Genomic DNA, 26992 nt, shown 5'->3' on the forward strand with positions numbered 1-26992 from the left:
AGTACGTGATTTTTTATCAGAACCCGTTTCATCGTTCCGTAGACTCGCCTTCCAGGGTGCGTCGCAATGCCTGCTGGAAGCGGGCGCCCCAGTCTTCCTGCGCCGCCTCGGCGCGATACGCCAACGCTTCAAGCCGGATGTCAAAGCCGGCGTCATGTTCCGCCACCTCGCAGGTCAGGCTCCACTGCGACTGCGCTCCCGCCACGCCGGCCAGCTCAAGCTGGCGACAGGGGACTCCGGCGATGCGGCCGGTAAAGCCGTCTTTATTGAAGTAGCCGAAAAAGGCGGAGGGATACAGCGCCTCTCTGGACAGGTCAAGATGACGGGCGCCGAGGTCTTCCGCATCGTACAGGTAATGGCGACAGGCCTCGCGAACCGCCGCGGACACCTCTTGCAACAAGGCGCTCCCCTGCTCCGACGCTATGGCCACCCGCACAGGCAACAGGGTCATCAGCGGCGCGATGACCGTCTGTTGCGCCAGATTGTCGCGGCCGTGGAAAATCATGGAGACCAGTTGCTCCGTCTGCTGGTCGAGTCCGCTCTTGAACTGGGTGAACACCGCCATGAAGTATTCCGGAACGCTGATTTTCAGTCTGGCGGTCAGCGCTTCAATGCGCGCCTTGCAGTCGGCGTCCAGAACGACCAGCCAGGCGCCGGTGCGCGGTTGGGACGCGACCGCTGGCGAGGTCGGCGCCCAGCCCTGCAGTTGCGCCAGCCAGTAATCCGCGTGCGTGCGTCGCTGAGCGGCGAAAGTCGGGCTGTAGAACAACTCGGAGTACGCGCTCAGATCGCCGCCGACGTCGGACTGAGGGGCGTCCGTCGTCAGCTCATGCAGAACCTGGGTCAGTCCCGAGCCGTCAATGCAGGCATGAGAGAAATCCAGCAACAACACGCCGCCCTGTGCATCGGACACCCAGCGACCGCGTACGTTTACGCCATCTTCCAGAGAAAACGGCCGCACAAAATCGCGCACGTCCTCTTCCAGACTCCCCAGGGTTTGCCGTTTTTCCAGACGAAACAGGAAGCGTTTGGCGGGGCGCAGGAAAAGCTCACCTTCCGCCAGCGTAAACTGCGCGCTGAGACTCTCATGGCGTGAAAACGCCGTTTGCAGCAGGTTGCGCAGTTGTTTCAGATCCGGCTCCACATCAAACGCCAGCGCAACGAAACTGTTGTTGCTGAGATCGCCGGGATGCAGTTTCACCGCCTTGTAAATCGCCCTTTGCGCAGGTAGCGCCCGGATGCCCTGGGTTGGCGACTGAGTCGAAGCAGGCGGCTTAGTTGACGCTGACATGAGTGTCGCTGATTGCGCGTCCGCAGTCTGTTCCGCCTGAGAACGGACCAATTCGGCTTCGATCAATTTAGCCTGACTCTCCAGATCCAGATGCGCCACGATCGCGCTCAGGGATAAAGCGAGATTGAACTCCCGCTGAATGCCCGCCATCAGCGCCACCGCCAACAAGGAGTGTCCGCCGGCTTCGAAAAAGTGCGTTTGACGGCCAATGGCGTCGGTGTTGAGCAGAGCGCGCCACAGTTGCGCCAGCCTCGCCTCCACGCCGTCCCTGGGCGCTTGCGCCTCAGAAGGAGCCGCGGCGCTGAAAGACGGCGCCGGCAACGCTTTGCGATCCAGTTTGCCATTGCTGGTGACGGGCATGGTCGCCAGCCAGACAAAGTTGGAAGGAATCATAAACGCCGGCAGGCGGTCTTGCAGATGTTCCCGCAGCGCAAGATTCAAAGCGTCTGCCTGGGCGCCCATGTCTTCGGCTCTCGTCAGGGCCAGTGCCGCCGCCGTGATATAGGCGACCAGACGGGCGTCTCCCGGCGCATCTTCGCGCACCAGCGCCACGCACTCCTTGACGTTGCCGTGGGATGCAATCGCCGCCTCCACCTCGCCCAGCTCAATGCGAAAACCACGCAGCTTGACCTGAAAGTCATTGCGTCCCAGGTACTCAATATCGCCATCAGCCAGGAAACGGGCCAGGTCGCCCGTGCGATACATGGCGCGCCCCGCATCAGCGCAGAACGGTTCGGCGACGAATTTTTCGGCGGTCAGCTCGGGTTGATTCAGATAACCCCGCGCCACGCCCACGCCGGCGATATACAGCTCGCCAACGACCCCGACGGGACAGGGTTGACGGTGCGGGTCAAGAATATAAAGGCGGATGTTGTCGATCGGGCGACCGATGGGAACCGTTGCGCCGACCTCATTGCCCACGCAATCCCAAACCGTCACGTCAATGGCGGCCTCGGTCGGTCCATACAGGTTATAGAGTTCAACGCCGGGGAATCGCTCCCGAAACCGGCGCACGCTTTGAGCAGGCAAGGCTTCGCCGCTGCAAAACACATGGCGCAGGCTGTCGCTGACACTGGCCGCCGCCTGATCCAGGAACGGCGACAGCATGGATGGCACGAAATGCAGAGTGGTGACGCGACGGGCGCGAATCAGGTCACTCAGATACACCGGGTCCTTGTGCCCCTCCGGCTTCGCCACCACCAGGCGCGCGCCGTACATCAACGGCCAGAAGAATTCCCACACGGAAACATCGAAGCTGAACGGCGTTTTTTGCAGCACCGCATCCTCCGCCGTCAAAGCGTGGGCCTTCTGCATCCAGGTCAAACGGTTCACCACGCCGCGATGTTCGTTCATCACGCCTTTCGGGCGCCCGGTGGACCCGGATGTGTAAATGACATACGCCAGATGAGAGGCGTTCACCGCCGTTTCTTCCCTGCTCAGATCTACGTTGCGCTTTTGCTCCCAGGCCGCCGTTGCGTTGAGATCAATCAGGCGCGCGTCGCGTTCTACGGCATAGGCCGTCAGCAGCGCATTAACGTCCGCAGGTACTTGAGCGTGAGTCAGCACCGCCTTCGGAGCAGCGTCGCGCAGCATGTAGTCGAGACGGTCGCCGGGATAATGGGGGTCCAGAGGCGCGTAGGCGGCGCCGGCTTTCAACACCGCCAGCAAGGCCACCACCATCTCCAGGCTGCGCTCCACGCAGACGCCAACGATGGCGTCCGGCCCAACGCCCGCATCTTCCCTCAGATAGCGCGCCAGTTGGTTGGCCCGGCGGTTCAATTGCGCATAGGTCAGCGTTTCCTCGCCGAATTCCACCGCGACGGCGTCCGGCGTGCGCGCTGCCTGCGCTTCGATCAGCCAGTGCAGACAGGCCTCACTGGGAAAGTCGGCCTGAGTCTGATTCCAGCGTCGCAGCACCTGATCACGTTCCGGCTCTGGCATAGCGCTCAGGCGGCCAAGTCGGGTTTCCGACGCCGATTCCAGGGCGTCGACGATTTCCCGCAGCGCCATCTCAAAAAAGTCGCACACCCGCTCCGGATCATGTCCCTGCGCCACCTGCGCGTTGACCACAAAATCAACGCCAAAATCGTCCACATTCACCGACACCGGATAGGTGGTGCGCTCCATTACGCCGGAGTAGCTGACGCCCGGCACGGCGGAGAGATTGAGGGCCTGAAACGGGTCCGCCGACGGAACGTTGCGCACGTCACTGTGACGGTAGTTCAACATGGTCGTGAACAATGGCGTCTCGCCCTGAATCTGCGCGGACTTTTGCGCCTGCGCCAGGGAGGCCTGTTCATGTTTCACCAGTTGCATCAGCCTGTCCTGGGCGTTCCACAATCCTTCCAGCACCGGCAGCGAACCCAGGCGCAGACGAATCGGCAGCGTGTTGATGAACTGCCCCATGGCGCTTTCCGCTTCCTCGCCGGCGAACATGCGACCCAGCAGCACCGTTCCGAACACCACGTCATCGCGCCCGCTCAGGCTGCCCACTACCTGCGCCCAGGCCAGATGAATAATCGCCGCGACGCTGACGCCGTGCGCCCTGGCCTGCCGCCGTATCTGCGCGGATTGCGCCGGAGAAAGCGAGCGCCAGGCTTCCGTGACCGCATCCTCGCCGGTCAGATACTGTTCCAGGCCAAGGGGCGCAGGCCCCGGTTCATAGTCCTGCAGCATGTCGTCGAAGAAGGCTTTGCGCCCCTCAACGTCGACATCGGAATACAGGCCGGACCGGGTTTCGGAGAACGACACGGCGGACGCCGGCGCAAGCGGTTGCCCCAGCAGTTGCGCTTCTATCTCCTGCTGCATTTTTTCTACAGTGGCGTGGTCCACGGCCAAGTGGTGCAGCAGGTGCAGCAACACCCATTGCCCGTTCTGCGCGTCATAGCAGTAATAACAACGCTGCAGGGGCGCCCTGGCGATATCGAAGCGTTGCGCGGACGCAGCGCAGCGTCGCTTCAGGGCGGTAACAGCGTCTTCGCCCTCGCGCTCCGCATGCACTTCCTCTACGGCCAACGGCGCCTCTCGCCAAACCACCTGCAACGGTTGCGTCAGCCCTTCATAGGCAATACTGACGCGGAAAGCGTCATGCCGGGAGATAGTGTTGCGCAACGCGTCCAGATAGCCATGCAACAGATCGGCGCTGGCGAACCGGGTCGCCTGCCATAACACATAAGGGTCCGCCGCCGGATTGGCGAGAGCATGATAGAACATGCCCTGCTGCAGCGGCCCCAAAGGACAGACGTCCTTGATATTGGCGGGTCCGCCAGTGACGGCGGCGATGGCGGCCTGTTCCTCCTGGCTCAGTTGCGACCACAACATCGGCCGGGTTTCGTTCGCCGCCGAAGTCGCTGCCCCCTGCTGCGGATCAAACCGTCGCAACTGCGTCGCCAGATCCGCCAGGACCGGGTGCTGATACAGGGTGTGCGCATCCACGATGAAGCCGCGACGACGCAGCGCCAGCATCATTTTTACGATAAGCAGGGAGTGGCCGCCCAGGTTGAAAAAGTGCGCATTGCGGCCGATGTCCTGAACCCTCAGCAGTTCGCTCCAGACCTCCGCCAGCAGGCGCTCCAGCGCAGTTTCGGGAGGCGTGGCGTCGCCGTTGTTCGTAGCCCTGTGGGCGATGATCGGAAAGGCTTTACGATCGACCTTGCCGCTGGCGGATAACGGAAAACGCTCCATGATGACCACCGCAGCGGGTCTCATGTAGTCCGGCGCCTGCTCCTGCATATAACGGCGAATGCTTTCCTGAACGCCTTCTGACGTCTGGCGTTGCTGCGCACGCTCCGAAACCAGCACGAAGGCCGCCAGACATTTGCTGTCCGCATCCTCTCCCTGCGCCACCACGACCGCATCGCGCACCGCCGGATGCCGCATCAGCATGGCTTCGACTTCACCCAGTTCAACCCGGTAGCCGCGTATTTTGACCTGAAAGTCGATGCGACCCAGAATGTCCAGCAGCCCGTCCGGCCGCCATCGCGCCAGATCCCCCGTGCGATACAGACGCCTCGGCCCGCCGCCGTCCACATCGATATCGACAAACCGGGCGGCGGTCTCCTGCGGGCGCTGATGGTAACCATAGGCGAGTTGCAGCCCGCCGATGCACAGCTCTCCCGGCGCTTCGTCCTGAAGCGGACGGTTGTTCTCGTCCAGCACATACAGCTCAACCTGATCGATGGCCGCCCCCACTGAGGGCAGATCCGGCCATTGCCGGGGATGTCCGCTCAGGGTGTGCGCCGTCACCACATGGCTTTCCGACGGACCGTAGTGGTTATGCAGACGGCAGTTCGGTAAAGCGCTGAAGAATTGCCTGATGGCGGGGGTGATCACCAGCTGCTCGCCGGCGGTCACCACATCAAGCAGCCCGCCGGGATAACGATCCTCCGCCACCGCCGCTAGCGCCAGGCTGTTCAGCGCCACATAGGGCAGGAATATCCGTTGCGCCTGCTGCGACTCGATCAGTGACAACAGCGCCAGCGGGTCCAGACGCAGTTCATTAGCCATCAACACCAGCTCACCGCCGCTGGCCAGCGTGGCGAATATTTCCTGAAACGACACATCAAAACTCAGCGGGGAAAACTGCAGGGTTTTCTTGCCCGCGTAATCGCCCTGCTCTCGAATCTGCCAGGCCAGCAGATTCACCAGCGCTTTATGGGGCATGCACACGCCTTTAGGCGCGCCCGTGGAGCCGGAGGTATAGATCAGATAGGCCAGATCATCCGGCGTGCAGGCGCGGGGCGGATTCTGCGTCCCGTCGTCGTTTGCGTCGCCGGAAAAGTCATAGGCGTCCATATCCAGGAAGGCGAAGGTATCGGGCAGCGTGCGGATAATCTCTGCGCTGGAAATCACCACCGAGACATTGGAGTCGCGCAGAATATAGGCCTGACGCTCAAGCGGATAACTCATATCCACCGGCGCATAGGCGGCGCCGGCTTTGAGCGCGCCCAGCACCGCCACGATAGCGTCTATGCCGCGATCCAGGCAGACGCCAACTACCGCGAGTTCGTCGCCATAACGCCGGCGCAGTTCATGCGCCAGTCTGTTGGCTCTGCGATTCAGGGAGTCATAGGTCAGGGTTTCCGCGCCAAAACGCAGCGCAACGGCGTCCGGGGTGCGCGCCGCCTGACGCTCGAACAGGTCGTGCACGCAATCGTCCGCGACGGCGTTTGCACCCGGGTCGGTTTGTTTGAGATGGCCAGAATTACTGTCTAACAACGATTTAGTAAACATAACTATCTTCTTTGAACTCGATAAGTTGACCGTTTTTCATGGTGATCAGGGCGTCCGCCTCGGAAAAATACTCATCATCATGGGTCACGACAAAAACGATGCGTCCCTGGGCTTTCAACATAGGGACCCATTCCTTGTAGAACCGGGATTTTGAGCGCGGGTCCTGGTCCGCGGCCCATTCATCCAGCACCACCACCGGACTGGGGTCCGCCAGCAGCATGGCCAACGAGAGACGTTTACGCTGCCCGGTGGACAGTTTGATATTGTCGAAGGCGCCGTCGTCCAGCAGCGTAGACTTATCCGCCATGCCCAGCAGCGCAATGTTGCGGTTGATGGCGTCCCGCGCCGTGATCAGGGCGGGATCGTATACCCGCTTGAACAGCCAGTTGTCGCTGAATATGGCGCGGGTGTGCTCCAGCAACTGGCTTTGCGACACCTCGACGCCGTCTATCCTGAGCGCGCCCTGGGCGGGGGCGTAGAGGCCCGCCAGAATCATCGCCAGGGTGCTCTTGCCGGAACCGTTGCCGCCTGTCAGGAAGTAGGCCTTGCCGCTTTCCGCCGTCATGGAGACCGGCCCGACCCCGAAGCTTTCGCTTTCCCCGCCCGGCGCGGGATAGTTGAAACGAACGCCGTCCAGTTGCAGGGTTTTGACCGATTGCAGGGTTTTGGCCTGTTGCAAAGTCGCGCCCGCCGAGCCGGACTCGGCGCTCTGAATGGACTGACTGAACGCCACCATGTTGCGCATCAGACTGCGCAGCCGCACCAGTTCGGGCATCGCCGACATGACTGCGTTCAGGGGGCCGATCAGATACAGCAGGATGATCAGATACTCTTTCGATGCTGCGCCGTCGAACCGGGGAATCAGCAACGGAAACAGCAAGGCCACCGCCACCAGCAGCACCGTCAGCAATGACTCGCCGATGAAGAATGCGCTCAGGAAGCCGCGGTCATACTGAATTCGCAACGCCTTGAAGCGGTCCGACACCGCCTGGGCATGGCGGTAAAAACTGCGCTTCACCGCTTCACGACGCAAACCTTTGTAGCCCTTCTGCAGGTCTTCGACGGTGTCCATGAACTCACTGCGGGTCTGCAACGCCTGCGGCATGATGCGGTTGGCGCGCTCGGACACATAGTAGTACAGGCCAATCATGGGAACCGCGCAGGCCAGCAGAATGGAGGTCGCCATCGCGGATTTGAACGCCATCAGATAGGCGAACAGAAACACAATCGTCAGCAGGTTGGCGAAGAACGGCACAAAGGCGAGCACGCTTTTGGCCAGCTCCTGGGAATCTTCACCCACCACAGACTGGATTTTGCCGGGGGACAGGCGTTCGACGCTTTTATAATCCGACGCCAGCAGCTTACGGATGATCTCCATGCGCCAGCCTTGCACGAAAGCGTGGCCGAACCGCATGATCTGCAGTTCCGCGGCCTTGCGGGCGGAAATATAGAAATAGATGCAGTTGAACAACAGCGCTGCGCTGTAGGCCAGATTAGCCGCCGGGCTGTCTATCGCCTGGATGATGCACAGCACCAGCGCCGAATTGAGCAGGCCGGAAACCACCGTCAGGCCGACCACTTTGGCGATCATCAGGGACGAAAAGGTTTTGCTGTCGAACTGTTCGCTGTGACGGGACGCCTGGAAAAAGAACAGGCTCAGAGCGTTAACGCAGACAACCAGTCCCGCCGCCGCCGCCAGCAGACTCGTTGGGCCCCACACCAGCAGGTTGGCCCATCCCAGTCCCAGGGTAAGAGGGGGCGCGATTATCAGCACCGACGCCAGCGCGACGTTCAGCACCAGCAGGCGTCCCAGGAATGCGCGCCAGCTCACCCTTTCCGCAGACTGCACGAAACTTTCCTGCACAATGGCCGCGTCCACCTGGGAGCCCTTGGCTTCGCCATCCACCGGCTCCGCAGAACGCGTTTGCAGACGCCGCAGTACAGGCAGCGTCAGCAGCGCGCACAACCAGAAAACCACCGCGGCGACGGTCGCGCCCCAGTCTCCCGTATCTGCGGCGAAGCGCTCCGGTAGAGGCTGCGGCGACGCGCCGCGCAGGTGTTCGAAGACCGCCCGGCCCAGCTGAATCACTTGCGGGCTGTTGCTGTTGCCCAGCAACGCAACGCCGACTCCGGTTTGCGGGTCGAACGCCACATAAGCGCCAGCGTTGGGGTTCTGTCCCGGATGACTCCAACTGGTGGTGGCGCCCGCCTCGACATCCCACCCGTAGGCGTAGCCAGAGTCGCTGTCGCCGCCATAGGGACGTTTCGCCTGCTGCAACGCCCATTGCAGGACGTCCAGACGCGCGTCGCTTTGTTTTGGCGGCGGCTGCAGCAGAAACTGCAACCACCGCGCCATGTCCTCCGGCGTACTGAGGATATATCCCGCCGGAGTGTTTTGCAGATAGCGCGGCGCCTCATACGGTCTGGCGACGGTAAAGCTGAGCTTATAGCCCGGTATGCGCGGCGCGGTGGCGGCGGGGTCGCCTTCCACGAAGGTGTCCTTCATGCCCAGGGGTAGAAAGATTTTCTCCCGTAACAGAGCCGCGAAGGATTTCCCCGTCGCCCGTTCCGCCGCCAGCCCCAACAGGCTGTAGTTCAGCGTGGCGTACTCCTCTTTGGCGCCAACCGGATAAGTCAGCGGCGTGTCCCGCAACAAGCCCGGCAATTGCTCCAGAGCGTTGGCGGCGTCGCTGGGGCGCAGCAGGTCCAGGGTATCCCCGGACAGACCGCTGCTATGGAACAGCAGATTATTCAGGCGAATGGCGGAATATCCCAATTCCGGACGCTTATTCAGCTCCGGAATCCAGCGTGTGATCGCATCCTGCCGGCTCAACGCGCCTTCCTGCTCCAGCACGGCGATCAACAGGCCGGTAAAGGCTTTCGAACAGGAGGCCAGCTCGAATACGCCGGCCTCCTGCTCCCCCAGACGCAGCGTGTGCGCCTGGCCATTGACGACCACGCTCAGTCCCCCGGTGGGGATCTGCGACGCGTCCCAGCGCCGGATCAGCTCGCTGACCGTCTGCGCCAGGTCCGCTGTGGGCTTGACGCTCGCCATGTCGGCGAACGCGCGCCCCGTCAACGCAAACAGGAGGCTGATCAGAAGAACGCCAATGCGGATTAAGCCGACATTATTCATTGACTTCGCTCTCCTGACGCTGGGTCGCGCCCCGCAACTTACGGCGAGCCTGCAGCGCCCGTCGCTTGTCGCCCAGATCCGCCTGCGCGGTCGGCGCGGGATCCACCGGCGCAGACTCCGCTGGCGCCAGTTCCTTGCTCAGCTCACGCAGGGAGGCGGCTTTAAACAACAAGGCCACCGGAATCTCACGGGCCAGCCTTTGCTCCAGCCGCTTGGCGAACTGGATCAGATCCAGTGAGGTCGCTCCCAGGTTGAAGAAGCTGGCGTCCACATCCAGCCCGTCCGTGCCCAGGAAGCTTTCCAGCATGGCGCGCATCGCCTGCAGCAGCGTCTCCGCGTCCGCGCCCGCCAGAGATTCCGCCTCATCCGCGGCGTCCGGCGCGCCCTGAGAAGCGCTGGCGCTGAACAGCATCTGCTGAGTGCTCAGTTGTTTCTCCAGCACCACGCCGATCGGCAGTTTGGATACAGCAGCAAAAGACGATGAGGTCTGCCGCGCCAGGGTCGCCATCGCCAGGGCGATTTGCGTACCTTCCCGATTCGACAGGCCCTCTTCCCGCAGTTTGGCGGCGAAGCTTCGCTCCTCCGAACGCGACTCCATCGCAATGACGATCTTTCCGATGTGCCTGCCCTGAGCCATAAACTGAAACGCGTCGGCGATGTCTCTGGCGGCGTAGGCTTTGGTGGGCAATGGTCTCAGCGCCTCCCGCTCCAGCAGCGCCACGACCTCGGCCCAGGCTTCTTTGTAAGCAGGGTGCTCAGCGCCAGCCTGCACGGCGTGGAAACTGCCGCCCTCCGCAAAAATCGACAATCCCAGCTTCCAATCCTGCAAGATGTCCCGCAGGCCAAGCTCCAGAAAACGACCTTGCGGCGCTAACAGAGACACGCTTTCTTCCAGAAGTTCTCCCGCCAGCGCGTTGAGTATCACCTGAAACGGCCTGTCACCGAGCTGACGTCGGAACGCCTCGCCAAACTCCCGCGTGCGGGAATTGGCGGCGCCCTTGGCGCCCATACTCATGAGCAGATTACGTTTCTCTTCCGTACCGGCGGTGACCCAGACTTCCGCCCCCAGATGCAGCGCGATCTGCATGGCCGCCATGCCCACACCGCCAGCGGCGGAATGGATCAGTATGCGTTCGCCCCGTTTGAGATTGGCGGCATGCTTCAGAGCGATCCAGGCGGTGGTGAACGCGACAGGGACGCCGGCGGCCTGCTGATATCCGAGCACAGGGGGGATAAGAGCCACGACTCTCTCCGGCATGATGACGTGCTCCGCCAGGCAGCTATGCCCCGCGCACATCACGCGGTCGCCGACGCGAACGTTGGTCACCTCCGCGCCAACCCGGGTGACGACCCCCGCCGCTTCCTGGCCGAAGGTCATGCTCGGGTCGGACGGCGCGGGTAAAACTCCCAGGGCGATCAAGACATCCTTGAAGTTAAGTCCCGCCGCCCTGACTTGAATCTCCACCTCCAGCGGGCCGGGCTCCCGGCGCGGCTCCTGGCGGGATTCGAAGGCGAAATTGCCGTCGCGGGCGTCGCCATTGCGTAAACGCATGACGGCATGACGGGCCGAGTCATTACTGCGTAACGCCTCCGACGCATCCACCAGCAGCAGATCGTCGATCGCCACCAACAAGGCGTTCGCATCCGAATAGATTTTCACCTGCAGCAATTTGCCGGCGCCCAGATCGCTGACCTGCACCCAGCTTCTGACCCGGTCGCCCATGGGCGCATACTGCGTGAACGCGCCGATGGACACCGGCGCATATTGCGCGTCCTCCTGTTCCGGAGAGGCGATCAGGGTGGCGGTGTCCAGCAACGCGACATGCAGCCCCTCCGTCGCCGCCTCGCCCTGATAAGCCGCCGGCAACTGCAATTGCACGGCGACGGCGTCGGGGGCGACGCGATCCACCGCGATCACATTGCGCCAGCGCGGTCCGAAGGCCAGCGCGCCGTTGGGGCTGACGCCGACGCCATCGCGAGCGCGGAACAGAGGCTCCCTCTGCCCAACGGGCTCCTCGTCACCCACTGACTCCTTGCTCCCGACTGGCTCCGGGCCGGCCAGTTGCGATGATATCGCGCTGTCGCCAAGGCGGATTTTGCCGGTTGCGTGGCGGGTCCAGGACTCGGTGGAGAATGCGCCAACACCGGAGAAAATCGTGAAAGCCGCGCGGTCGTCGGAGAACGCCACCGCCACGTCTAACTCTACTCCGTCCTGCACCACCAGCGGCCTTTCAATGGCGACGCCGTGCAGAGAAAACCGTTGCGCCAGCCCTTGCTCGGCGATGGCGCGATAGGCCAAGGTCACCATGCCCATGGCCGGCATCACTGTCGTGGCGGCGTCCATGCGGTGCTCGTCCAGCCACCACTCCCGCCTGGCGTCCAGAGGGCGTCGCCACAGCGAGGCATGCTCCGCTTCGGACCGCACAGGCTGTTTGAGGGCGTCATCCAGTTGCTGCGCCGAGCGCGTCGCCATGCCGGACTCCGCCCAGTCGTCCCAGGCGATGGCCAGGGCGCGCCCGCCACGGCGGCGCACCTGCTCTGCGTAAGCCTCCAGACAGGCATTGGCCGCCACATAGGCGACCTGCCCGACCTTTTCCTTCGGCAGTAAATTGCCCAGACTGGAGAACAGCAAAAGGGTCGGTTTCCCCAACCGCTCCACGTTGTCGCACAGGAAACGGGTTCCCGTGACTTTGGGCGCCAGGGTGGCGAGGGATTCCGCCTCCGAGCGCATCTGCATCATGGCCCCTTCGCCGCGACCGGCGGTATGGAACACATAGTCGACGCCAACGCCTTGCGCTGCGAGCTGGAACACCGGCGCGAAAGCCTTGCTCAGGGTCGCTTCGTCGCCAAGATCTCCCTGCAGCAAGGTGACGCGGCCGCCTTTGGATTCAAGGTTCAGCACCCATTGCAGAAACTCAGCGTTGGCGCTCTGACCGGCGATCTCCGCCGCCCAGTCCCGTCGCGGCGGTAAAGACTTGCGCACCAGCAACAGCAGATGACAGTGGTAGACCTCCGCCAGATGCTCCGCAATCGCCGCGCCCATGCCGCCATTGGCGCCGGTGATGAGCACCCAGCTGTTACGGCTGATGTCTGGGAGCGCGCGCGCCAGAGGTTGCTCCTGTATCCGTGCGCTCACACGTCGACGCCAAAACGCATCGTGTCGCAAGCAATAGAACTGGCCGCCGCGCCAGCCGTGCTCCAGCCAGGGTTTGAGAGCCTGGGCGACGCTTTCCCCGTCCGCCTGTCCACTCGTCAGGTCTATGCACAGGGCTGACAGATCCGTGTACTCTTCCGGCGCAATCAGCAATGGGCCCAACAACTGGCTTTTTTCCGCGCTCAGGGTTTCCGTTCCCTCCCAGGCCGCCATGCCGACGGCGGGAAATATCAGTCTTAATTTTGGCGAGGACGGCTGCGCCGCGCTCCACCTGGCCAGCGCCACCGGGAGCCAGAACGTCCAGAATTGCGCCTGTGTGGCGTCCAGGTCATCCAGCAACCCGGTGATAATCACGTCCATCGCCGCAGACGCCCGCAACTCCTGCTGCGTCAGCCAGTCCTGCAACTCAGCATGGATCTTGCTGAAATCGCCTCGCCACTCCCCGCACTCGATCACTCCGCAGCGCTGATCGCGGGTTTCCAGCGCCTGCGCCAGATCCCGTTCTCGTTGCGTCAATTGACGACAGATAATCCAGGTATCCGGGGTTTCATCCATCGGCAAACGTTCGGGCGGTTGCGCGCCAATGCTTTCCCATTCCTGCCCATAAAAATGCGAGCCAAAGAACAATGAGGCCACCGTGTCGGCGTTCTGCCTGGGAGCCGCCGCAACAGCGCTCGTCAACGGCGCGCAGACGCGACGCTCAAAGGCGTGGCCGGGCAGATGGCTGCGCAGGCTTTCTTGATCCCGCTCCTGCTGTGGATACAGCCGCGACCAGGCGATGCGCGCGCCCTGGGACCAGGTTTTGGCGATGAACTGGCGTAGCGCCGTCGCCTCTTGCTCCACGCCGGCGGCGCCCAGACTTGGCGTCAATCTTGACGCCTGCAGACGCAGCCATTTACGCGCATGCTGCAGCAAATCCACGCCGGTTCCGATTTGTGTATAGAGCACATCAGGAAACGCCGCATTCACTTCCGCCAGCGCCGCGCCCCACTGCACCGGCGACAGCATTTGCCGCACCCAGTATTGCGGATCGCACATGTCGCTCTCGTCGAGCTTGCGTCCCGTGGCGGTCGAAAAAATGGCGCATTGCGCCGGTTGTAGCGCGCAGGATTGCAGCAATTCGCCGAACGCCCGCGCCGCCGGTTCGATCAACGGCGTATGGAAGGCGTGGGACACCGCTACGCGCTTGAACGTCAATCCCTGGCGCGTCAGCCAGGCTTCCGCCGCCGCAGCGCCCTCCTCCGAGGTCGCCAACGTCCAGGTTCCCGGACTCAGTTCCGCAACCCGCCACAGCTCAGCCGGCAACGGGTCGTCAAAGCCTTGCTTGCAGCTCACGGCGAACACCGCGCCTTTGGGCGTGGCGTCCATCAGCCTCGCGCGGGCGACCACCAGGGCCATCCCCTCTTCCGGGGTGAAAACGCCTGCGACCGCCGCCGCGGCGAATTCACCCAGACTGAAACCGCACAAAGCTGCCGGTTGACAGCCCATCTCGCGCAACCAGACGCCCAGGGCGGTTTGCAGCGCATAAATCAGCGGTTGCAGATACAGCGTCGACAGGGATTCCGGCTGCTTGAGGCGCTCGATCAGGACATCCCGCTCAGCGCCGGGCTGTGCGCCCAATTCTGTGATCAGCAATTGCGCCGCCTGCTCCAGCAGACGGAAATACAGTTCGCCGAATTCGGGAAATTCCGCCGCCAGACGCAGCCCCATTTGCGCGGATTGCGATCCCTGCCCCGGGAACAGCCAGACCTGCTCGTCTCTGGGCTTCTCGGCGCCGTCCGTCCATTCCCATGCGTCCAGTTGCTGCGTCCAGTCCGCGCCGTCGGTGGCGACAAAGGCCGCACGACAGGCATACTCGCTGCGGTTGTCCTGCAACTGCCGGGCGATAAGCGACAGATCCGCGCCGCCCTCTGCAAGCTCCAGGTCCAGATGCAAGGCGTAGGCTTGCGCCAAACGGGCCAGCGCCGCCGGAGACGACGCCGACAACGGCAGAATATGCCCCTGCGCCGCTGTCTGTGTCTCAGCGGTCTTCACCGCTGTCTCCATGGAGTTGGCAGCGTCCAGATCCTCGATGCGCGGCGGTTGCTCTAGCAATACATGCACATTGGTGCCGCCGATGCCGAATGAACTGACTCCCGCCCGACGAATGGGCTGTTCTGCGGGCCAGTCCGCCGCCTGGGTCGGGGCCCAGAAAGGGGTTTTATCCAGTTCCAGATGGGGATTAGGCTTGTCGAAATGCAGCGTGGGGGGAATTTTGCCGTAGCGAACGCTGAGGGCCGCCTTGATCAGACCTGCGACGCCCGCCGCCGCATCCAGATGCCCCATGTTGGATTTTACGCTGCCGATGGCGCAACGAAACTGCGCCAGTTGCTCCGGCGGCGTCAACGCTTGCGCCGCTTTGTTCAACGCCTGGATTTCTATGGGGTCGCCAAGCACCGTGGCGGTGCCGTGGGCTTCGATCATGCCCAGACTGGAGAACGGAATATCCGCCAGTTGGTACACCTGAGAAATGACATCCGCCTGCCCCTGCACGCTGGGGGCTTCAAAGCTCACCTTGCGAGCGCCGTCGTTGTTCATGGCGGACTCCAGGATCACCGCATGAATCGGATCACCGTCCGCCAAAGCGTCTTCCAGAAGCTTCAGCAACACCACCCCCACGCCATTGCCGTTGACCGTGCCCTGGCCCTGATCCGAGAAAGTCTTACAGTGACCGTCCGGCGACAGGATCATGCCGTTCTGGTACAGATAGCCCCCCGCCACCGGGTCCGTAATGCAGGCGCCGCCGGCCAGCGCCATGTCGCACTCTCCCGCCAGCAAGGACTTGCAGGCAAAGTGCACGGCGGAAAGCGAGGTCGAACAGGCGGTCTGCACATGCACCGCCGGCCCCTGCAGTTTCATACGATAGGCGATCTGCGTGGCGAAGGCGGCGGGGTCGTTGTAGTTGCCGACGTCGAACATTTCCGCGATGTCCTGACTGGCGCCCGCGAACTGCTCCAACCGCTCCATGTTCAGCGTCGAACCGATGAACACGCCGGCGTTGAGAGAGGACGCGCCAGGATTCAGCCCGGCGTCGAGAAAGGCGTTGTAGCTGACTTCGTGCAGCACCCGCAATTGCGGGTCCATTTTCTGGGCTTCCCGCTGCGAATAGCCGAAGAACTCATAGTCAAAGCACTCCGCATCCTCAAGCGCGGCTTTGGCCGGCACGTAGTTGGGCAGGTCGATGAGGTCGGATGGCGCGCCGGCGGCCAACAGTTCGTCCCTGGAAAAAAACGACACCAGCTCGCGCCCCGCCAGAAGATTGCGCCAGAACGCGCGCCAGTCGGGGCTTTGGGGGAATCGGCAGGAAATACCAATTATGGCGACTTCGTTACCGCTAAATTCTCGCTTCATGATACTGAACTTCCTTTTACTTTACGCCGTCTGTCGGCCAGCCGGTTCTTGCCGGAACGGGCGGACGACAGGATATGTGCCTGGGTGGACGCAGCGCCGGCGTCAGCCGGGTCCGTCTGCGCGCCGGTATGCTCTGCGGACGCTTCGCTGCGCCTGATCCAGGCGGCGAAGGAGGCGATGGTCGGATGCTCAAAAATAACCGCCACGCCAATGTCCCGGGCGAATCGTTGCTGCAGTTGCGATTGCAGGGTAATAATTTTGATGGAGTCGCCGCCGGCGTCGAAAAAGTTGATGTCCGACGCCACTACCGGGGTCTCCAGAATGTCACGCCAGACCGCCTGCACCTGCGCCTCCACCGGGTCTGTCAGCGGCGCCTGCGCAGCCGCCGTCTGGGCGTCTTCCCGGGCCTGTCGGTCGGCGATATCGAGTAGCCGCCGGCGGTCGATCTTGCCGGTGAGCGTACGCGCAAAACCATTCACCGCCAGAATTCGCGACGGGGTCCATGACTCCGGCAGATGCCGGCGAATGTGCTCGCGAACACGGGGCTCCAGTTGCGCCGCTGGCGCAGCGCTGTCGACGAACAGCCGCCATTGCCGCTTCCCGCCCGGGTCGCGGACCGGCAACAGACAACTGGCCTGCACCTCCGCCATGGTTTCCACCACCCGCTCCAGCTCACGGGGTTCGATACGCACGCCGTTGATTTTCACCTGATCGTCGATGCGTCCCAAATAGTTGAATCCGCTCGCGGGAGAAAGAGTCACCGCATCTCCAGTGCGATAGAACCTTTGATCCTGGTAGTTGACGAAGGCTCTGGCGGTCTCAACCGCGTTCGTGGCGTACCCTCGGGCCACTGCGCGCCCCGCCACCCAGAGTTCACCGCGTACGCCGGGTGGCAGCGGCTTGCCGAATATATCCGCGCAATAGGCGACGACGTTCTGAATAGGCCAGCCGATGGCGACCGCCGTATCCGGCGTTTGTCTGGCGCTCAGGCAGTCCACGGTCGTCTCGCTGGGACCATAATGGTTGCTCACCGCATATCCCTGGCCCAGCAGCTGATCCCGCAAGCGCAACGGCAGTTCCTCCCCGCCGAAGATCCACAACCGCATGGCGGGCAGTCTGGGGGCGTCTTCCAGCAGCGGCGCAATGGCGCCAGGGATGAAATTGACCAGGGTCGTTTCTGTCTCCTGCATCATGCAGATAAACGCCGTGCGGTCCTGTAAAACCAGTGGCGCGGGGTATATCAGCGTAGCGCCCACGCAGAGGCTGCCGAACAGGTCTTCCACGCTGGGATCGAAATTCAGATCCGTCAGTCCCAGCACCCGGTCCGCCTGGGTGAGGCCGGTTTCACCAATGAACCAGTCCAGCAGATTCGCGACGGACTCGTTGCGAATGGAGATGCCTTTGGGCGCGCCGGTGGTGCCGGAGGTGAAAATGAAATAAAACTCGTCTTCGGGACGCCGTTGCGACCACAACGCCGGCAGTGGGAACGGGACATTGCTGTCCGTTTGCGTCGCCAGAGACGCCTCTATTTCCAATAGAAGACAACCGCTATCCGCGCCTAATTCGGCGATCAGCGCGCCATCGCACAGCACAATGCCGCAACCCGCCAGTTCCAATAAGGTCTGCTTGCGCGACGTCGGGTCTTTCGGGTTGAGATAAAAGTAGCTGCCGCCGCTGAACAGGATCGCCAGAATCGCCACCGTCGATCCTTCGCCTTTCGGCGCATGCACGCCTACCCGGTCGCCGACCACAAAGCCCGCCCGTTGTAATTGCGCCTGCACGCCGGCGATGCGTTGCGCCAGTTCGCGGTGGCTGATGCGGCGTTCGCCGTCGATCAGTCCGACGTGATGCGGCGCCTCAATCAGACGCTGACGAATGCCTTGCAAGGCGGCGTTGATGTCCGCCGTTGCCGTGGTCGCTCCCGCCACCAGATGGCTCGCCTGCGCCTGATCCGGGACCAGCTGTAACAGGCAATCCGCAATCGGCGCGTTGTCCGCCTGCGCGACCAGATCCGCCGCCAGACTGTCGAAGGCGTGAAACGCTGCGGTCACTGCGGCGGGATCGCCGCTGAAGGTTTCGCCCGCGCTTAACTCGACCTTCCAGGTGTCCGCACCGGAAACTGTGAGGGTCAGGCCGAAATGGGTGGTTTCCTCGGTATGCAGATCGGTCAGGCTGGTTGCATAGGACGCGTCCTGCAAACTGGGGTCGATAGGATAGTTGTCGAACACGACCAGCGAGTCATACAACTCTTCTCTCTGACCCGCGACTTCACGGATCAGCAGCGGCGGCGTTTTTTCGTGGGCCTGAGTGCGCTGCAAGGTCTCGAACATCGCGCGCAGCGCCTTTTCCAGGGTCCAGGCCCCGTCCAGGGTCAGCAACAGCGGCGTCGTGTTGGTGAACAGTCCCAACGGCTGCTGCTCGGCGTTCTGCGCCAGCGCCGCCTCGCGACCGGAAAACGCGCAGCCGAACGCCACGGTTTTCTGAAAGGTAAGCTTGCTTAAGGTCAGCGCCCAACACAGGTACACAAAACTCGCTGGCGTCACGCCGGCGCGACGGCACAGCGCCTCAATCTCCGCCTTACGCTCTTGCGGCCACAAACGCCCGGCTTTTGCGGTAGTCTCTGCGAGCGGCTCGTCGTCAGGGTTTGATTTTGATGTCGCACGACGGAACAGGGGTTCATCCAGTAATTTTGTGGTGACGGCCACATCCCTGTCGTCAGCGTCCTGCAACGCATCGCGCCAATACTCCCGACTGCGTTGCAACGCTTCCGGGTCAAGCCCTTTCCAAAGCTGCTGCGAATACAGCCGCGACGCCAGCGGCGGGATAGCCTGGCCGCGCAGGCCCTGCACCCACAGGGAGACCAGCAATGAGCTGCTCCAGCCATCCATCAGTATGTGATGGAAACAGAAAGCGATGCTCAGCGTCCCCGCTGCAACGTCATGCAGGCAGGCGATGCGGAACACTTCGGCGTCCAGCTCAAACGGCCGCGCCTTGGACTGCGCCAGCCAGTCGAGACAGCGGGCTTTGTGGTCTGACGCAGCGAGAGGCGAATAGTCCAAAGCAATGCGGGGCGCCGCGTACACCGCCTGATGCGGCGTGCGCAGGCCACGCCACAGGAAAACGGATCGCAGGGCGGGCTGCGCCGCCTGGATTCGCCGCCACAGGTCGCCAATCTCCGTCTGGCTCGCCAGCGTATTCAGAGTAAAGGACACGCCAATGTGATAGGCGCTGTTGCCGTCCTTCAACGCATGAAACAGCAAACCACTCGCTTGCGGAGTCGCCTGCAGCAACTCTTCAATGTAGTTTGACGACTTCATGCGCAGCGCTCCGCCGCGTCATAAAGGTGCTGCAGCCTGCGCTTGTCGATGGCCAGAGAGACGGCGCCAGCGTCTTCGATAATGTTCAGCCACTGCTGAGTGCGGGCGTGGATGAAGGCGGCCTGTCTGTCGTTTTGATCCTGATGGCGGTCCGCATCAGCCAGCGTCTCCTTTACCTCGTTTCTGATGCGACGCAGCTGTTGCAGGGCGCCGGGATCATCCAGAACCGGCAGTTTCGCGCTGTACAGGTGATAACAGCAGCGTTGCAGAAACTGCTCGCGGCGATTCTGCGGCGCGCTCATCGTTTGCGCGAAGGCGAACAGGTCCTGAGGTTCGCAAACCGATTGCATCGGCAGGTTCGCGCGCTGGGTCAGATAACTCAGGACGGATTTGGGGGAAATTTCCAGATAACGGGTGACGCCGTTTTGCGCCACATACTGCAAACTCCGCAACCACTGCACCGGCGACGTCAGGTGTTGCAAGATGGACGTTTTTATCTCCGCCGCCGGCGTTTCCGCGCCGCTCACATTACAGACCAGGCGGGACAGCTGTTCGACCGGTTGCGCGGTCGGCAGGAAGTCCAGCTGGCGCTCCAGTTGCGCACGCGCTTCCGCCATCAGCGGAGAGTGGAAAGGTCCGCCGATCTTCAGGGGATACAGCAGACCGCCCATGGCCTCCATCCGCGGCGCAAAACGTCGAATCTCCGCCATTTCTCCAGAGACCGTCGCCTGATCGAAGGCGTCTATGGCGGAGATGTAGATATTCACCCCGTCCTCTGCTCTCGCCTTCTCCACTTCCTGTGCGACGGTCGCGGCGGGGGCGTGCAGCACCCAGCACATTTCACCTTGCTCAAACTGACGCGCGCAGGCCTCGACGATTTCGGAACGCAGATTGACCACCTGAGTGAGCGTAGCCAGATCCAGATAGCCGGCGGCGCACATGGCGGGATATTGGCCCAGGCTGTGTCCCATCACGAAATCGGGAACCAGCCCGCAGTGCTTGCGCAATATATCGGCGATGGCGACGGTGGTCGCCGTCAGCGCCAACTGAGCGATGCGCACCTGTTTCAGCACGTCGCGGCGCTCGCCGTGAATCACGTCCTGCAGGTTGACCTGGGACAGCTCCGACACTTCCTGCAGGCGCTCCCGATACTCGGGATAAACCAGGAATTCGGCGAACATATCCGGCTGCTGGGCGCCCACTCCGGGAAAAAGAAAGACGGTTTTAGCTGAATCCATAGCGGTTCTCATACTGCGGCTCCGTTAATGATGAGATCCAGCTCCGTCTGTGAGAGCTGGCAAAAGGGAAAATCCGAGGGAAGCAGGACGGACGGCGCGGCAGAAATCGCGTCGCCCTCGCCCGCCAGTGCATCGCGCCAGGCTGACAGTCCGGCGTTCAGTTGCGTCAGGTACTGGATGGCGCGCGCCTCGCTGGCGCCGGGAACGCCTAGACGCAATTCCACGCTAACCGCGCCGGACTCGCGCTCGTCAAACACCAGCAGGTCAAAGTCGGCCACACTGCGTTCCTGCGGATGGCGGAAGCCCCCGGACAACGCCGGCGTCAGGGTGAAGTGACGCCACTGCCCGCTTAGCCCACCGCCAATATCGTTGATACAGAGCAAAGGTCTGACCCGCTGAGTCTGCGCGCCCAGGTGACGGAGCCAGTTCTGGCGTCCGTCGCAACAACGGGACTTGATCTCTCGCAACTGCGCCGACGCGCCTTGCGCAAGCGGATCCAGGCTCACCTGATGGAAGCCGGTGAACCAGCCCACCGCATTGGCCAGCGCGCCGTCCCATTCGTGGGGAACGTTCGCTTCCGAAAAAACGCGACCGTGATGTTCAAACAGCGCCACAGGCTGCGCCGGCGTGGCGTTGTCTTCATTCAGCGCCGCCATCAGCGCGGCGGCGAGCAACTGGGTGCGCTCCGCCTTAAGCCGCCGCTCCATGTCCTGAATGTCCGCGCCCGACAGCGTCAGCGTCAATCTGACTGGCTCCGCCGTCGCCGTTGCATCCCCGGAGTGCGCCGTTTGCGCCGCACCGCCGTGATCGCGCAACCATTTCCCCCACAGGAACGCGCCAGCCTCTACTTCTCCGCCAGCGGTAGTCGCATCGCCCAGGGCCTGATCCAGTTCGTCCAGTAAATAGATCCAGGAATGCACGTCGCAAATCAGGTGATGGCACACCCAGATCAGATAGTTCTGGTCCGACGCAGGGTCGTAAACAATTTCATGAACGCTGGGCTGATGTTGCAGGCTGACTGCGCCCTGCAACTCACGCAACCGCGCCATGAGCGACTCCCCTGTCGCCAGTTCATGTACGGCCAGCGAGGTTGAGGCGGACTCAAAATGACAGGCGCTAAGGTCGGCGTTGGTTCTTAGCGCAAAGATTTTATGACGCCCCTGCACCGCCTGAACGGCGGCGTGAATGCGCTCCGGCGCCAGCGACGACGGCGCCGCCAGGGTCACCCCCTGTTGCAGGCGATTCGGATAGTGAAAGCCTTGCTCCCGCATCCAGCGCACGCTGGGCAGATGGGTGATCCAGTTCGCATCGATATCCTCAATGGCGATGGCCTCGCCGGCATTCAGCGTCTGACTGTTCGCGCAGGCTTTCTCCAGCACGGCGCCCAGGGCGGCCATGGACAGCAGCTCCCCCGCGCCGACGCGGACGCCCTGCTTCGCAAGCAGCGCCGCCAGACGGATGGCTTTGATCGAGTCGCCCCCCAGCGCCAGGAACGACGCCTTCAGGTCCACGCCCTGGGGCCAGATCGGCGCGAAAAAGTCGTCATTCAACCACTCAGGCAGCGAATAGGTTTGTGCGGCGTCGGCGTCCTGCCCGCCGATGCTGCGCGAGGGCGTTAGCGTCGCCGCCAGGGCGCTGTGAGCCGCCGCCGTCAGCGCCTTCATATCCACTTTGCCGTTGGCGTTGACCGGCCAGGGCGACACCGTGCAATACAGGCCGGGCAGCCAGGCGTCGGGCAGTCTGTCCTGCAGGCGCGCCTGAAAATCCGGGTCGTCGTAAGAGATCGGCGCACTGCTGCACAGCGCCACCAGCTCGCGACTCTCGCCTGCCCCGTCCGACGCATGCGAGGCGTTGGCGGCCGCCAGCTTCAACGCTTTTATCTTGCCCTGGCGACCCTCCGCACCCAGCGCCGCCAGCGCGCTTTCCACCGCTTTTTCGATTTCCGTGGGATGAATGCGATAACCGCGCACTTTGAATTCTTCATCAATGCGCCCGAGACAGTGCAGCTGGCCCTGGGCGTCTTTTACGCCCAGGTCGCCGGAGCGATACCAGCGATGTCCGTCCCGACGACTGCGCACGAATTTGGCGTCAGTCTGCATGGGGTTGTTGAGGTAACCCTCCGCCAGCACCGGGCCGCCGATCCATAACTCGCCCTGAAATCCTTGCGGCATGGGTTCTCCTCTGGCGTCGCGCACCGACATCAGCGCAGCGCCAAGCGGCGCGCCAATGGGCGTGACGCCTCCGCTGTCTTCGGCGGCTACAGTCGAACTGTGACGGGTATGAATGCAGCAGCCCACCGTCGCTTCGGTAGGACCGTATTCATTCACCACGCAGCTGCCGGCGGGAAAAACGCGCAACGCCTGTCGCACCAGCCCCTCGGACAGGTTTTCGCCGCCGACCACAAAGGTCAGCGGGTGGCGCCGCGGAACGCTGTGCTCCGTGAGCAGAGACAAATGGGAAGGCGTGCATTTCACCCCGGACAAGCGCTCATCGGCCAGCAGCGTCCGCAGCAACTCGGGGTTATCGCGAATATCCTGTTCATGAGGCTGCATAAACCCGCCGGACAGAACAGGAACCAGAATGCTGGTCTGGGTAAGGTCGAATCCAAAGGAGGTGAACAACGGCGTATTGAACGGCTGCTCTCCCGCGTAAGCCTTGGCGGCCGCCACGGCGTAATGCGCCAGCGCCACAGGAGAGATCGCCACGCCTTTGGGCTCTCCCGTCGAGCCTGAGGTGTACAGGATATAAGCGGGTTTATCCTGGACTGCGTCCGTTAAGGCGTCCGGCGCCGTTGTTGCGGACCAAACCGATGACTCTGACGCCTGGTGAGTGGACCATTCCAGCAGCGCCAACGGCAGTTCCAGGCTTTCCGCCAGACTCTGATCAGGCGCTACGTACAGGCACAGAGACGCCCCGGAATTTTGGGCGATAGTTAACAGCCTGGCCGCAGGCGTCGTGGGACAAACGGGAACCACGGTGATGTTATCGATCAGACAGGCCAGATACGCCAACACTGTCGCCGGCGTGCGGCGCCCAAGGATCATGACGGGTCGATCATCGCCGCCGCGCTGCTGACGAAAGTGTTCGCGCAGCCCGCGCATCCAGTCCCAGCCCTGGCGGTAGTGAATAGGAGCGTCATCCGGGCCTGCGCTGAATAACAAGTGGTCGGAGTAACGCTGGAAAGCGTCCCGAATGCGCGCGCCGATAGGCGTCATGGTTTCTGCAACGGACTGCGAAGCTTCCTTCTCATGGGTTTTATGGGTTTTACGCGTTTTATGCGTTTTACATATTGTTTCCGCGGCGGTCATCACATCCGCAGCCGCTTCTATGGCGTAGTCCGCTACCGTCTGCAGAAAGGCGCGGCATTGAGGCTCCGACCACTGGCGACGAAAATCCGCTTCCAGCTTGATGCTTCCATCCTCGAAGCGATCATGAATATGTACGGTGGCGAACAGCGCTTCCACCGCCTGCAAATGGTCGATTTCCACTTGCGCGCCAGAGACGGAAGGCTGAAACGCGCCAGTCTGATAGGACACGCCGAACGCAGGAATGACCCGTTTCCAGTCTTGTGAGGCGAAGTCGCCCCAACGCGCGCCGGGGGCGTATCGGGAATGCGCCAGGGCTTTTTGCAGCCCCTTGCGCAGGACGCGATAGCAGTCCGCCACTGTCTCACCCGCAGCACGGGATACCGGAACCAGCACTGGCGCCACGGCCATCGCAATGGCGCGTTTTTCATCCTCGCTCCAGCGGTTCAACATCGGCGCCTGCACCAGGACCGCGTCGCCGTCTTCCACCACCATTTGCGCATAGGCGACCGCGGCGAAAAACAAACGGAACACGGAACCGCCATCCGCTCTGAACTGACCCAGCAACGCATTCTGATCGGCGCGCAGGGACAGGCGCACGCGTCTGCTGCGCGCTTCCCCGCCCCGATAGTCGCCAATGGGCTGGCGGCTGGTTTGCAGAGCGGCGGGAGCGGATTCGCCGAACAGGCTGCGCCAGTATTCCGCATCCCTGCTCCTCCGTGGAGACGCTTCGTACTCCTGCTCCCGCTCCGCCACGACGGAAAAAGCAGGGCTCCCGACCTGCCCACAGGCGTCGCCTTCCAGCGCCGCCGCCAGACGCTCCATTAATAACGCCAGCGCGGCGCCGTCTGCGGCGGCGTGGTGGGCCTTCACAAACCAGCCGGATCGCTGGTCGCGATACTGGACGGCGAAGACGCGGATCGGCGTTCGCGCCAGATCCTCTTCCAGCAGCAGCTGACGCTCGGCCCACTGGGAGAACGCCTGTTCCGGATCAGGATGCTGGCTGAAATCCACCTTTTGCACGTCCGACAGTGGCGCCTCATGACGCACGCCCCGCCACAGCGTGTCGGACGCATCGGCGACAAAGCCAATGCGGAAGACATCCTCGGCGTGAACGACCGCTTCAGCGGCCTGCGCCAGGCGCTCCAGCGACAGACCGCCATGCATGCGCGCCACGCCGCCCAGATAAAAGCGCCGCCCGGACAAATGAAAGGCTTCCATCTTGAAAACGGCCTGCTGCGACCGGGACAACTCAAATGTCAGCTTAGTCATAAGTTACGCCACCGCCTCCGCAAAGAAGTGGTCTCGCATGCTGTCCGCAATGGATTTACGGTTGAGTTTGCCGGAGCTGGATCTGGGCAACTTACCGGCCTGCCAGAATCGGGTCGGCAACATATAGGCAGGCATTTGCGCTGCGAGGAATTGGCGCAGCTCCTGGGCTTCCAGGGTTTCTCCCGTTGTAACGATGGCGGCGACCAGCCATTGTTCGCCTTCTTCATCGTCCACCACACAGGCGACCGCTTCCGTAATCGTTGGATGATTAAGCAGGTGATGTTCTATCTCGCCTAATTCGATGCGCAGCCCGCGTAGTTTCACCTGGGTGTCCTTGCGCCCCTGACAGAAAAACACATCTCCGTCTTCACGCCATCCCAGGTCGCCGGTCAGATAGATACGTTGTTGCAGCTCTGGATGAAAAACAAAGGCTTTGTCCGTCAAGTCCTGACGGTTGTAGTAACCTTCAGCCAGACAAATTCCGCCAATGGCGATTTCTCCCTGCTCCAGATCACCTTTCAGCGCTAATGTTTCCGGGTCGACAATGTATAACTCGCAACCGGTAAGCGCCTGTCCGATGGGCACGTTTTTGGGCGCAGGTGCGACGCAATCGTAGTAACTGACGTCGATAGCCGCTTCCGTCGGACCATACAGGTTAGTCAGCAGACAGCTAGAGCCGAGCTGCGCCTGGAACTGTTCGACCAGACTGGCCTGCAACGATTCGCCGCTGACATAGACATTGCGCAGCGTCGTTGCGTCATGCTGCAACTCCTGCAGCACCGGTTTGAGCAGGCTGGGAACGAAGTGCGCCACGGTGATATTTTCACTTTGCAGCGCCGCCACGATGCCTCTGGGAAAAGACTCCAGACCTGGGCGCAGCAAATAGTGACTGGCGCCGTTCAACGCAGGCAGGAAAAGCTCCCACAGTGACACGTCAAAGGTCAGCGCGGTGCGTTGCAGAATGATGTCCGACGCCGTCATCGCACTGTGTTGTTGATGCCATTGCAGACGGTTGATAAACGCGCCGTGATTGACCAGCACCCCTTTCGGGGTTCCTGTCGTGCCGGACGTAAAGATCAGATAAGCCGGGTCCGACGCCTGCAATTGCGGCGCATTCCGCATCGCGTCTATTTCAGGTTTGCATACATAAATATCCTCCAGCCGCTCCGCCAGAATCAGCGCCAGATCCGGTCCCGCCTGGGAAATCTGGCCAGCCTGGGCGGCGCTGCAAAACGCAACGCGACACTGCGCCGTCTGCAGCATGGAAGCCATGCGCGCAACGGGCGTTTTCGCATCCAGCGGAAAGTAAACGCCGCCTGCGAGCAGCACGGCGTAAGCCGCCACCACAAACGCCGGACTTCGCTCCAGACCAATGGCGACGCATTCGCCCTGGCGCAGGTCACGCTCATCAATCAGATATTGAGCCAGTAGCCGCGCGCGCTCATGCAGTTCGCGCCAGGATAGAGCCTCCCCCTTGCCCCAGCGTATCGCCGGGTTGGGGTTGTCTCGCGCCGTGTCCTCGAAAAAATCAGTAATAAGTCGCCCAGTGTCCATAGAGCCGGAGTCCTTTGATTGCTGGCTGTGTCGCTCCTGAGCCATAGCGCGCCCAGGGTTACAGACGAACCCGGGGCGACAGGCATCCGTCAGCCGAGACCTT

Annotated in this window: 7 protein-coding genes; all 7 read right to left on the reverse strand. The window is 62.4% G+C overall.

Going from position 1 to position 26992, the window contains the following annotated elements; translation table 11 throughout:
- Positions 1-28: 28 nt before the first annotated feature.
- The 7 genes from ACQYWX_RS15930 to ACQYWX_RS15960 are packed head-to-tail and all read right to left on the reverse strand — an operon-like array spanning position 29 to position 26889.
- Positions 29-6523: an amino acid adenylation domain-containing protein gene (locus ACQYWX_RS15930; RefSeq protein WP_431685490.1), complete on the reverse strand. Its 6495-nt coding sequence runs from the start codon at positions 6521-6523 to the stop codon at positions 29-31.
- Complete coding sequence (locus tag ACQYWX_RS15935; RefSeq protein WP_431685491.1) at positions 6513-9659, reverse strand: serine hydrolase; 3147 nt, start codon at positions 9657-9659, stop codon at positions 6513-6515. Before ACQYWX_RS15935 ends, ACQYWX_RS15930 begins: the two co-directional genes overlap by 11 nt.
- Positions 9652-16203 carry a beta-ketoacyl synthase N-terminal-like domain-containing protein gene (locus ACQYWX_RS15940; RefSeq protein WP_431685492.1) on the reverse strand — a complete coding sequence of 2184 codons (6552 nt, stop codon included), beginning with the start codon at positions 16201-16203 and terminating at the stop codon, positions 9652-9654. Before ACQYWX_RS15940 ends, ACQYWX_RS15935 begins: the two co-directional genes overlap by 8 nt.
- Positions 16200-19520 carry an AMP-binding protein gene (locus ACQYWX_RS15945; protein ID WP_431685493.1) on the reverse strand — a complete coding sequence of 1107 codons (3321 nt, stop codon included), beginning with the start codon at positions 19518-19520 and terminating at the stop codon, positions 16200-16202. Before ACQYWX_RS15945 ends, ACQYWX_RS15940 begins: the two co-directional genes overlap by 4 nt.
- A complete protein-coding gene (locus ACQYWX_RS15950) occupies positions 19517-20770 on the reverse strand; it encodes an ACP S-malonyltransferase (RefSeq protein WP_431685494.1) in 1254 nt (417 codons plus the stop codon). Before ACQYWX_RS15950 ends, ACQYWX_RS15945 begins: the two co-directional genes overlap by 4 nt.
- Positions 20767-25335, reverse strand: coding sequence for an AMP-binding protein (locus ACQYWX_RS15955; RefSeq protein WP_431685495.1), 4569 nt, complete (start codon positions 25333-25335; stop codon positions 20767-20769). Before ACQYWX_RS15955 ends, ACQYWX_RS15950 begins: the two co-directional genes overlap by 4 nt.
- A gap of 3 nt (positions 25336-25338) precedes the next feature.
- Positions 25339-26889 (reverse strand): amino acid adenylation domain-containing protein, encoded by a 1551-nt coding sequence (locus ACQYWX_RS15960; protein WP_431685496.1) that lies wholly within the window; start codon positions 26887-26889, stop codon positions 25339-25341.
- Positions 26890-26992 lie beyond the last annotated feature (103 nt).

The sequence above is a fragment of the Hahella sp. NBU794 genome, from assembly GCF_050749805.1.
Classification (GTDB): domain Bacteria; phylum Pseudomonadota; class Gammaproteobacteria; order Pseudomonadales; family Oleiphilaceae; genus Hahella.

Coding starts and splice junctions, on each gene's coding strand:
- ACQYWX_RS15930 (WP_431685490.1), bottom strand. CDS start 6,523: ATGTTTACTAAATCGTTGTTAGACAGTAATTCTGGCCATCTCAAACAA.
- ACQYWX_RS15935 (WP_431685491.1), bottom strand. CDS start 9,659: ATGAATAATGTCGGCTTAATCCGCATTGGCGTTCTTCTGATCAGCCTC.
- ACQYWX_RS15940 (WP_431685492.1), bottom strand. CDS start 16,203: ATGAAGCGAGAATTTAGCGGTAACGAAGTCGCCATAATTGGTATTTCC.
- ACQYWX_RS15945 (WP_431685493.1), bottom strand. CDS start 19,520: ATGAAGTCGTCAAACTACATTGAAGAGTTGCTGCAGGCGACTCCGCAA.
- ACQYWX_RS15950 (WP_431685494.1), bottom strand. CDS start 20,770: ATGAGAACCGCTATGGATTCAGCTAAAACCGTCTTTCTTTTTCCCGGA.
- ACQYWX_RS15955 (WP_431685495.1), bottom strand. CDS start 25,335: ATGACTAAGCTGACATTTGAGTTGTCCCGGTCGCAGCAGGCCGTTTTC.
- ACQYWX_RS15960 (WP_431685496.1), bottom strand. CDS start 26,889: ATGGACACTGGGCGACTTATTACTGATTTTTTCGAGGACACGGCGCGA.